Consider the following 10,286-nt stretch of genomic DNA (forward strand, 5'->3'; position numbering starts at 1 on the left):
ACGCGGAGGTTTGGCAGAGTGGTCGAATGCACCGGTTTTGAAAACCGACGTACGTGAGAGCGTACCCAGGGTTCGAATCCCTGAGCCTCCGCCACCCCATGCTTGTAAATATTTGATAATATTAAATTAAAAATTTTATCTTAATTTCTGTCCCTAATTGTGTCCCCTAAAAATAATTAAGAGATCCGCTCCCGCGCGCGTAGCTGGGGCGTTGAATGTGCTGGATATATGAATAGTTCGACAACCGCGCGTTGCTAGCAGTCGGTAGGTCCGCGGATCGAGTCTGTATGGGGGTACCACAATATCAATAAGTTAGCTGTTTTCGACGTTTACGCGGCTTGTCTCAGCGAGACGCTCAGCGAGACGAAATGGTGTAGAGCTACGCTATTCAGCGGTATCGCCGACTTGTCATTTGTTTCAGGGTAAAGCACGCGCGCAGGCGCCTCCGCGGCTGTGTGCTCTTGGGCTAAAACGGCAATTGTCTGGCCACTTTTACTCACGAGACAAGTTCAAGCTCAATTGAAGCGCGGCTCTTGCTGAGTTGCTTCAACTTGCTCAGCATAGGTTCTCGCAGTCTGCAGTAATCTGAAGCCAGCTTGAAATACTCTGATAGTACCCACAAATGGCCGGTGTTTGCGGTTCGCGACATCAGAAAATTCGCTTGAGGTAAGCGACCATTGGCGGTCATTGCAGCATCCGTCAAAAATACTGCCTTGGGCGTCCTGCTGCCTTATAATATTTTGGTATTCCAAAATATTATAATTTGAAATATAAGCTCTAATGAGCGCGATTCGCGCCAGTCAGCAGGGAGAACACTATGAAAAAACTACTAGTAATCGCGGCTGCGACCGCAATCATCGGCGGCGAAGTCGTCGCGCAAGAATTTCCAACCAAGACAATCGAAGTCATCACTCATGCGGGTAATGGCGGTGGGACGGATGTGACCACGCGGATGATGATGATCCGTGCGCGCCGTGAGCTTGGCGCCGATATGGTCGTTGTCAACAAGCGGGGCGGCGGCGGAGCCTCGGCAATGGATTACTACCTGTCCCAGGAAGCCGATGGCCACAGCATTCTGACTTTTACGATCGGTCACTCAGCTACTGTGGCGCTTGGCAAGACGGATATGAAGCTGGAAGATGTGCGCCCGATTGCGCGCGGTACCGATGACCCGCAGATACTAATGACTCGCTGCGGCGTGTTCGACTCTGCCCAAGCCTTTGTTGATGCTCAGAAAGATGAGGCGCTGACGTATGGCACCACCCACCTGGGCGGCATCGACGATGTGTCAGCCTTCATGTTCGCCCGTAAGGGTGAATTGGCGACGCCCAAGATTGTCCCTTTTGAGGGTGGCGGCGAATTGGCAACGCAGCTTGTGGCAGGCGCTGTCGATGTTGCAGTTCTGAACCTCGCTGAAGCAGGTTCGCAGATCGAGGCGGGCGACATTTGCCCGATTGTCGTTCTTGCACCCGAGCGGATGAGTGGACTGCCGGATGTCTCAACCGCTCAAGAACTGGGCATTGACGCGAACTTCTCGACTGTTCGGGGTTTTGTCGTACACGCGGCCACGCCGGATGATGTGGCAGCCAAGATTGAAGAAGCATTGATGAAGGCGATGGGCCACACTGTATATCAAGGCTTCCTAACTTCTGTAGGTCTGGACTCAACATCGGTTGCCGGGTCTGACGTCTGGGGCAATCAACTAACTTCGATGCAGGCGGATATGGACTCAGCTTTGCGCGAGTTGGGTTTCATTGAATAAGCTAATTGATTACGTGGTCCGCCCTGTCCGGGGCGGACCTACCTTCTCACCCACTTCCCGAGGAATGATTCAATGACGCGTTACGCAGTACCTTGCTGTACGATTGCCTTTTGTCTGTTGGCCTATTGGCTCAGCACGCAATTCGACCGGGTGCCTCCGATTTTTTTGCGCGGCATGCAGCCCGAAGATTTCCCTCAGATGGTACTGCTGTTGATTATGGCGCTGTCAGTATTGGTGATGATTTTTGAAAAACCGGTCGAACAGGATCCTGTAGGGATCAACGTTTGGACTAGTCTGGGCCTTTTCGCTGTTTTTGCGTTACTGTCGCACATCGATCTGTTCCTAGGGCTTGGCGTCTTTGCTGGCGCGCTTGCATGGGTGTGGGGCGAACGCCGCCTTTGGAGGTTGGGTCTTGTGGCCATTGTCAGTCCGGCGCTGGTTTTCTTTCTTTTCGACATGGTGTTCCGGATCCGCTTTCCACGCGGACTGCTCACCAACCTTTGGTACGGGTAACGATGATGGAACCTCTTTTTGCAGGACTTTACGCGCTCTTGGATCCACAACTGCTTGTGCTGCTGTTTGCAGCCACGCTGGGGGGGGTGATTATCGGCGCATTGCCGGGGCTTAACGCGACCACGGGTGCAGCGCTCTTATTGCCCTTCACAATTACGATGGAACCGATCCCGGCCATCGCGATCCTGACCACAATCTACTGCGCAGCCACCTTTGCGGGCGCGATTACAGCCATTCTGATCAACACGCCCGGCACATCGGCCAGCGCTACGACGTGCCTTGACGGCTTTCCCATGGCACAACGGGGCGAGGCTGGCCGCGCGCTCGGCATGGCAACAGTATCTTCCACCATCGGCGGGATCATTTCGATCGTCTGCTTGATGATGGCCGCGCCGCTCTTGGCCCGGATGGCCTACAACTTTGCGCCGCCTGAGTATTTCGCGCTGACTGTCTTTGGCATCTCAATGCTGGCGACCATTGGCGATGGAACGCCCATGAAGAATATCATCGCCGGGGCACTTGGCATCCTGCTGGCCACTGTGGGCAAGGACTTGTTGACCACAGTCGAGCGGTTCACCTTCGGGTTCAACGAATTATCCGAAGGCATCGGTTTTGTGCCAGTGATGATCGGAATTTTCGGTATTTCCGAGCTGCTGGTTCAAGCCGAACGGCTGCAAGCTGAACGCAAACTCATTCATATGAAGGCTATCAAGCTGCCGTCGCGCGAAGACTACCGCAAAGTCTGGAAGACCATTTTACGCAGCTCCGGCATTGGTACGTTCATCGGGATCTTGCCTGCCGAAGGCGCGACTGTTGCTTCAATGATTGGTTATAATGAGGCAAGGCGCTGGTCCAAGACGCCCGAAGAATTTGGCAAAGGTGCCATTGAAGGCATCGCCGGATCTGAGGCAGCCAACAATTCGGCAACTGGAGGGGCCATGGTCCCGACCCTTGCGCTTGGCATTCCCGGAAGCCCCACGGCGGCGGTCATTTTGGCGGGCCTTATGGTGCACGGCTTGCAGCCCGGCCCCACCATGTTCACCGAGCAGGCCGAATTCGCCTATGCGATCTTCTGGGCGATGCTGCTGGTCAATGTGACATTTATCTTCGTGGGCTTGTTTGGAGCCAAGATCTTTGCGCGTGTAACCTTTGTCCCGGTACAGATCCTTTGGCCCATAGTCTTTACCTTTTCGATTGTTGGGGCCTATGCCCTGGATCAGTCCATGCTCGACGTCTACATCGCGCTGGTCTCGGGCGTAATTGGATATTTCATGCGCCGCTTTGGCTATTCGGTCGTACCACTGGCCATTGGCCTAATCCTTGGTGGAATGCTAGAAAAACGTCTGGGTCAGTCACTGATTATGCTGGATGATCAATGGTGGCTTATGTTCACCCGCCCGTTGTCATTGCTATTCTTTGTGCTGACGATCCTTGCATTATTCGGGCCGTATTTTTGGCGACTGTTCACTAAGCGCGACCCGTTGAAATTTACCGGAGAATAATCATGAGCAAAATTAAATCTGTCCGCACACGAGTCTGGAACTGGACCGGCCCAACCGTACCACCACAGGGCAATTTCTGTACCAATGCGTCGGACGCGCTTTGGATTAAGGGCGATGCCATGGCCTCTTTCCGGTTCCATCAATGGCTGACCTGCGAGGTCGAGACAGAGGATGGCACCATTGGAATCGGCAACGCTGCGCTGGCCCCTACGGTCGTTAAGAAGGCAATCGATGATTGGTATGCGCCACTGGTCATCGGCGAGGACCCGTTTGACTATGCCTATCTGTGGGAAAAGATGTACCGTCGCACCCATGCTTGGGGTCGCAAAGGCATCGGTATGACGGCTATTTCGGCCATCGACATCGCGATTTGGGACCTTATGGGTAAACTGGTGGGCAAGCCGGTGTTCAAGCTGCTCGGCGGCCGTACCAAGGAAAAGATCCCTGTCTATTATTCCAAGCTCTACGCCGATAGCGTCGAAGCGATGCAGCGCGAGGCTGAAGAAGCCGCCAGCCACGGCTATCAGGCCTTTAAAACCCGTTTTGGCTTTGGCCCCAAGGACGGTATGAACGGGATGCGCGAAAACCTTAAGAGAGTTGAGGCGCTACGCGAGGTGTTAGGCTATGACGTAGATCTCATGCTTGAATGCTACATGGGATGGAACCTCGATTATACCAAGCGGATGCTGCCCAAACTTGAAAAGTTCGAGCCGCGCTGGCTGGAAGAGCCAGTGATCGCGGATGATGTGGCGGGCTATGCTGAATTGAACGCCATGGGGGTCGTACCAATCTCTGGTGGGGAGCATGAATTCAGCGTCATCGGTTGCGCAGAATTGATCAACCGCAAAGCCGTCAGTGTCTTGCAATACGATACCAACCGCGTGGGCGGTATCACCGCAGCGCAAAAGATCAACGCCATTGCCGAGGCGGCTCAGATCCCAGTGATTCCGCACGCGGGTCAGATGCACAACTATCACTTGACGATGGCCAACACGAATTGCCCAATCAGCGAATATTTCCCGGTCTTCGATGTGGAGGTTGGCAACGAGCTATTCTATTACATATTCGAAGGCGATGCCGAGGCGGTGGATGGATATCTTCAACTGGATGACGACACTCCCGGCCTGGGCATCTCGATCACCGACAAACACTTGAAACACTTTGAGATTTTAGAATGACCCACTACACTGGCATATGGCCCGTAGCGCCGACACCGTTCAACGACGATGGTACGCTTGATCTTGATGGCATGAAACGGGTGCTCGATTGTTTGATCGATCAGGGGGCTGATGGTATTTGCGTTTTGGCCAATTTCTCGGAACAGTTCTTGATTTCCGATGCTGAACGCGAAGTTCTTGCGCGTTTGAGTGTCGAGCACATCGCGGGCCGCGTTCCGGTGATTATAACCATCAGCCATTATGCCACGCAGATCGCAGTGGAGCGCGCGCGGTTTGCCAAGGATCTTGGCGCGGACATTGTTATGATGATGCCACCCTACCATGGTGCGCTGCTGAAAGGCACGCCGGAGCAAAGCTTTGAACAATTCTCAGCCGTGGGCAAAGTGGGTATTCCAATCATGGTGCAGGACGCGCCTTTGTCAGGGGTTGACCTTCCTGTCCCGCTTCTGGTTCGGATGGCGCAAGAGATTGAGATGGTCAAACTGTTCAAGATCGAATGCCCTCGCGCGGCAAACAAGATCCGCATGCTGATTGAGGCTGGTGGCGATGCAATCGAGGCCCCATTCGATGGCGAAGAGGCAATAACGCTACTGGCCGATTTGGATGCTGGCGCCACCGGCTCGATGACCAGCGGCATGATCGTAGACCAGATCAAGCCGGTGATCACCAAACACCATGCTGGCGACGTCGCGGGAGCAACCGAAGCTTATGGTCGGGTCGCCATGGCGATCAATCATGAGAACCGGCAATGCGGGTGGCAATCTTGCAAAGCCGCGATGGTTGAAGGTGGTGTAATCAAATCAGAATTCTGCCGCCACCCGATACCGGCGCTCCATCCAGCGATCCGAACACGGTTGATAGAACTGTTGAAGCCACTTGATCCCTTGGCCCTGCGGTGGGGGAAATGACATGAGCGACACCGCTTGGACAAATGAGTTGCGCAGCTTTGCGGAGTTGAAGCCCCGCAAATCGCTTGCTGCCGAGGCGGCGGACAACTTGCGCGAATTTATTCTTCTAGGGAAACTCGGCCCTAGCATGCCCGTGCGCGAACGCGATCTGGCCGAGGCCTTTGGGATATCTCGAACACCGTTGAAAGAGGCGCTTCGCATTCTCGAAAGCGAGGGATTGATCGACTACGGTCCGAACCGCAGGCCCGTGGTGGCTGACCCGACCCTTGTTGAAATCAATGATTGGTTGCGCGTTCAAGGCGCACTGGAAGCACTGGCGGGGGAGTTGGCATGCGAAAACGCTACGGATAAGCAATTGGCCGAAATTGAACGGCTGAACGACTCGATCAAGGAATCACGTGACGCCGACGGTCCTTTGGAAGCGTTTCGCAGCGACATGGCGTTTCATGACAGCATCGTCGAAGCGTCAGGGAACCGCGCACTTTTAGAGTCTCACGCCACCTACAATGCGCGCCTTTGGCGGGTCCGCTTTCTGTCATCGCAACGGGTTGCCAGCAGCGAATGCACACGTCGTGAGCATCTGGAAATCGTCAAGGCCTTAAAAGCACGCGATGCAAAAGCGGCTCGGCGCGCGCTTAAGCAGCATTTGCGAACTGCAGAAATCAACATTGAAGCGGCGATGGCTGAGAGCAAAGCACAAAAGGAGACCGAGTGATGCATCCAAAGCTCGCGATTATACCTGGGGATCCTTCCGGGATCGGGCCCGAATTGATTGCTAAGTTGTTAGTTGATGACGACGTGCGCAAGGCCGCCGATATCCTTCTGGTGGGTGACGCGCACTTATGGCAGCGTGGTGCCGAACAAGCCGGCTTCGAGCTGGATCTTGACACAATTTCGGAAAACGAAATCGACAGCTTCAATGGCATCGCACATCTTGACTTGCACACCATCGATCCGCCCGATGTTCGCGTGGCCGAAGTAACCATTGCTGGAGGCAGGACCTCGCTGCGCTGTCTCGATAAGGCGCTTGATCTTGCTCTGGCTGAGCTGGTGGACGGGGTGTTGTTCGCACCGTTCAACAAGGCCGCCATGACCTCAGCCGGTCTCAATGCCGAAGACGAGCATCGTTACATGGCGCGGTATCTGGGGTTCACCGGGTATCACTCGGAAATCAATGTGCTCGACGATCTGATGACGACGCGCGTCACTAGCCATATCGGTTTGAAGGACGTCGCCGCGAACATCGACGGGCCAGGGATCGAGCGGGCTATAGAACTGGCCCATGCCACCCTCGCGCAGTCCGGCAAGGCCCGCCCGCACGTGGCTGTGGCCGCGCTGAATCCCCATGCTGGGGACAATGGGAAATTCGGACGTGAAGAAATCGACGTGATTGAACCTGTCGTGAAGGCTTTTCAGGACCGTCAGATGAACGTCACGGGGCCATGGCCGTCGGATACAGTGTTCCTCAAGGCCAAGCGCGGCGAGGTCGACGCGGTTGTGACCATGTATCACGATCAGGGCCAGATCGCCATCAAGCTGATGGGTTTCGAGCGCGGCGTGACCGTAGCCGGCGGCTTGCCAATCCCGATCGCAACGCCAGCCCATGGCACGGCCTTTGACATTGCAGGTCAAGGCATCGCTAATGTGGGAGCAACACGGCAGGCCTTTGATTTACTGGTGCGCATGGCGCACAATGCGGAATCTGGGGCGGGGGCATGACCCTGCAATCCGTGGGATTTGTCGGTGCTGGCCTCATGGGCGCTGGTATGGCACGGTGCATTTTAGCGGCAGGCCATCCCACGTCATTGTTGGTGCACAAGAACCGCACTCCAGTCGACCCCTTGCTCGCAGAGGGCGCAACCGAAGCGAAAGACCTGGTTACCTTGTTGCAAGGTGTTGAGGTGGTTATTACATGCCTCCCAAACGCGGACGTGGTTGAAATGATGGCCGATGCGATCGTCCCTCAAATGCGTAGCGGTCAAATCTGGATCGAAGCGACGACTTCCCGGCCCGAGGTATCCGAGAGGCTCGCTGCGCGCCTTGCCGAACGCGGGGCAATCTTTTCAGATGCCCCAGTGACGGGCGGGCCGAAACAAGCGGAAGAGGGCGCTTTAGCCTCGCTCGTAGGCTGCGCCGAAGAACACTATCCTAACATCGAAGCACTGGTGAGCACCTACTCGAGGCTGGTGCGCCGTTTTGGTCCGGCGGGTCGCGGGCATGCTGCGAAATTGCTTAACAATTTGGTGACCCAAGGCACTACGATCCTTCTTGCCGATGCGTTCCAATGCGCTGGCAAACTAGGTGTCGACAAGCGCGCGCTCTACGAAGTGATGATGTCGGGAGCTGCCAGATCCGGCACTTTGGAAAAAGCCGTGGCACCGGCGCTGGACGGAAACTTCGACAGCGCGCAATTCACAATCGAAAACGCGGCCAAGGACCTGTGCTACGGGCGAGACCTGATCAAATCCCTCGCGCCCGAGCGCGCGCCAGTCGTGTCGGCGCTGTCTGACCGGCTCGCCATGCTTGTTGCGCAAGACCGCGGCGCGCAGTTAGTCAGTGCAATGCTTGACCCGGGTCAACCTTGACCAATCAATGGATGGAACAATAACATGACCTTCAAACCTAACGGAAAAAACTTGATCGCAGGCACTTGGCGCGAGACGGGGCAGACGTTTCAGTCTGATCCAGCCCATGGAGACGCGCATAATTTTTCTGTTGGCACTCCCGATCACGTAGATCAGGCCTGTGAGGCAGCAGAGGAGGCGTTTTGGTCTTACGGTTATAGCACCGCTGAAAGTCGTGCTGCGTTTTTGAACGCTATAGCCGACGAAATAGAAGCCCGGGGCGAGGCGATCACCGAAATCGGAACCCAGGAAAGCGGCTTGCCCGAGGCGCGGCTTCAGGGAGAGCGAGGGCGGACCGTCGGCCAGTTGCGCCTGTTTGCCGAACACATCGCTAAGGGCGATTACCTGGACCGCCGTCACGACGTGGCCTTGCCGGACAGGGCCCCGTTGCCGCGTCCTGATCTGAAGATGATCCAGCGGCCTATCGGCCCGGTGGCAGTATTCGGTGCCTCGAATTTCCCGCTGGCCTTCTCAACTGCGGGTGGCGATACGGCGGCTGCCCTTGCGGCAGGCTGCCCTGTCGTGGTCAAAGGGCACCCCGCGCATCCCGGCACGGGCGAAATCGTGGCCGAAGCGATCCACGCAGCCATTGAAAAGACAGGCACACATCCAGGCGTGTTCAGCATTGTCCAAGGGGATACTCATGATGTGGGTATTGCCCTTGTGCAGCACTCTCTGATACGCGCCGTTGGATTTACCGGGTCCCTGCGCGGCGGGCGCGCGTTATTTGATCTGTGTGCCGCACGTCCTGAGCCAATCCCGTTCTTTGGCGAGCTTGGCTCCATCAACCCGATGTTTCTGTTGCCCGAAGCGATCAAGGAACGTGGCGCAGGGATCGGTACGGGTTGGGCAGGATCGCTGGCCATGGGCGCTGGACAGTTCTGCACCAATCCCGGCATCGCAGTTGTTCTGCCTGGGGCCGAGGCTTTTGTCAGCGCGGCTGAAGGCGCGCTTAGGGAAACTGCGGCGCAAACTATGCTGACCAATGGCATCGCGCAGGCCTATCGCGATGGCGTGGCGCGCATTGCCAGCACAGCCAGTACAAAGGAACTTTTGGGAACTGCTTGTGATGGACGCGAAGCCAAACCCTATCTCTACCGCATTTCCGCGCACGACTGGCTGTCAGATAACGACTTGCAAGAAGAGGTCTTTGGTCCGCTTGGCATTGTTGTAGAGGCTCAGGACGCCAGCGAGATGGCCGAGATCGCCAAATCTATGCAAGGTCAGCTGACCTGCACTATTCATATGGACGACGCTGACACAGAGCAGGCCAAAACCCTGATGCCAATCATCGACCGCAAGGCAGGTCGGGTCTTGGTCAATGGCTTTCCCACAGGTGTGGAGGTAGCTGACAGCATGGTTCATGGCGGCCCTTACCCTGCATCGACCAACTTCGGTGCGACGTCGGTTGGCACCTTGTCCATCCGCCGTTTCCTGCGGCCAGTTTGCTATCAGAACCTGCCCGAAGCGCTATTGCCGGGAGAATTTTGAACGACCACGACGGCACTGTCAGACGAAACGAGCTTGAAACGGGGAGGGCGGTTCCATAGCCTTTTTGTAAGACGAAACGTTCCCCATTTAGGTACCTCAACAGGAGCCTCGAGATCATTCGATTGGCTATCACGCTATAGGTTTGATCTCTTCGGTTATTGCTTAACTTCCGGAAACTAGCTCAGTGCGGGCTGGCGGCACCTAACCCCACCGGACAACTGGACACCCCTTTAGGGGGATGTCCGTGTCTGTCCGTCTGAATAGGGGCGGGTGGCTGACTGCCACTGGGGGAGCGAGGGGAGCAATTC

General features: G+C 55.9%; 9 protein-coding genes and 1 tRNA gene. All 10 read left to right on the top strand.

All coding sequences use genetic code 11. The annotated features are described in order from the left end of the window. Window positions 1-4 precede the first annotated feature (4 nt). The 10 genes from ABF287_RS00675 (at window position 5) to ABF287_RS00720 (ending at window position 9,978) form a co-directional block, all read left to right on the top strand. A tRNA-Ser gene (locus ABF287_RS00675) sits at window positions 5-94 on the top strand. 723 nt (window positions 95-817) lie between these two features. Next, a complete protein-coding gene (locus ABF287_RS00680; RefSeq protein WP_347183099.1) occupies window positions 818-1,762 on the top strand; it encodes a tripartite tricarboxylate transporter substrate binding protein in 945 nt (314 codons plus the stop codon). Window positions 1,763-1,834: 72 nt separating this feature from the next. Next, window positions 1,835-2,275 carry a tripartite tricarboxylate transporter TctB family protein gene (locus ABF287_RS00685; protein WP_347183100.1) on the top strand — a complete coding sequence of 147 codons (441 nt, stop codon included), beginning with the start codon at window positions 1,835-1,837 and terminating at the stop codon, window positions 2,273-2,275. A gap of 5 nt (window positions 2,276-2,280) precedes the next feature. Further along, entirely contained in the window at window positions 2,281-3,777 is a 1,497-nt protein-coding gene (locus tag ABF287_RS00690) for a tripartite tricarboxylate transporter permease (RefSeq protein ID WP_347183101.1), read from the top strand. 2 nt (window positions 3,778-3,779) lie between these two features. Then, entirely contained in the window at window positions 3,780-4,955 is a 1,176-nt protein-coding gene (locus tag ABF287_RS00695) for an L-rhamnonate dehydratase (protein WP_347183102.1), read from the top strand. Further along, entirely contained in the window at window positions 4,952-5,863 is a 912-nt protein-coding gene (locus ABF287_RS00700) for a dihydrodipicolinate synthase family protein (RefSeq protein WP_347183103.1), read from the top strand. The genes ABF287_RS00695 and ABF287_RS00700 overlap by 4 nt, the downstream gene beginning before the upstream one ends. Before the next feature lies 1 nt (window position 5,864). Beyond that, the gene (locus ABF287_RS00705; RefSeq protein ID WP_347183104.1) at window positions 5,865-6,578 is read left to right on the top strand and encodes a GntR family transcriptional regulator; all 714 of its coding nucleotides are present in this window, start codon (window positions 5,865-5,867) and stop codon (window positions 6,576-6,578) included. Next, entirely contained in the window at window positions 6,578-7,582 is a 1,005-nt protein-coding gene (locus tag ABF287_RS00710) for a 4-hydroxythreonine-4-phosphate dehydrogenase PdxA (RefSeq protein WP_347183105.1), read from the top strand. Before ABF287_RS00705 ends, ABF287_RS00710 begins: the two co-directional genes overlap by 1 nt. After that, window positions 7,579-8,448 (top strand): NAD(P)-dependent oxidoreductase, encoded by an 870-nt coding sequence (locus ABF287_RS00715; protein WP_347183106.1) that lies wholly within the window; start codon window positions 7,579-7,581, stop codon window positions 8,446-8,448. The genes ABF287_RS00710 and ABF287_RS00715 overlap by 4 nt, the downstream gene beginning before the upstream one ends. A gap of 24 nt (window positions 8,449-8,472) precedes the next feature. Further along, window positions 8,473-9,978 carry an aldehyde dehydrogenase (NADP(+)) gene (locus ABF287_RS00720; protein ID WP_347183107.1) on the top strand — a complete coding sequence of 502 codons (1,506 nt, stop codon included), beginning with the start codon at window positions 8,473-8,475 and terminating at the stop codon, window positions 9,976-9,978. Window positions 9,979-10,286: the final 308 nt, after the last annotated feature.

Origin of the sequence: Pacificibacter sp., assembly GCF_039769035.1 — a bacterium.
GTDB lineage: Bacteria > Pseudomonadota > Alphaproteobacteria > Rhodobacterales > Rhodobacteraceae > Celeribacter.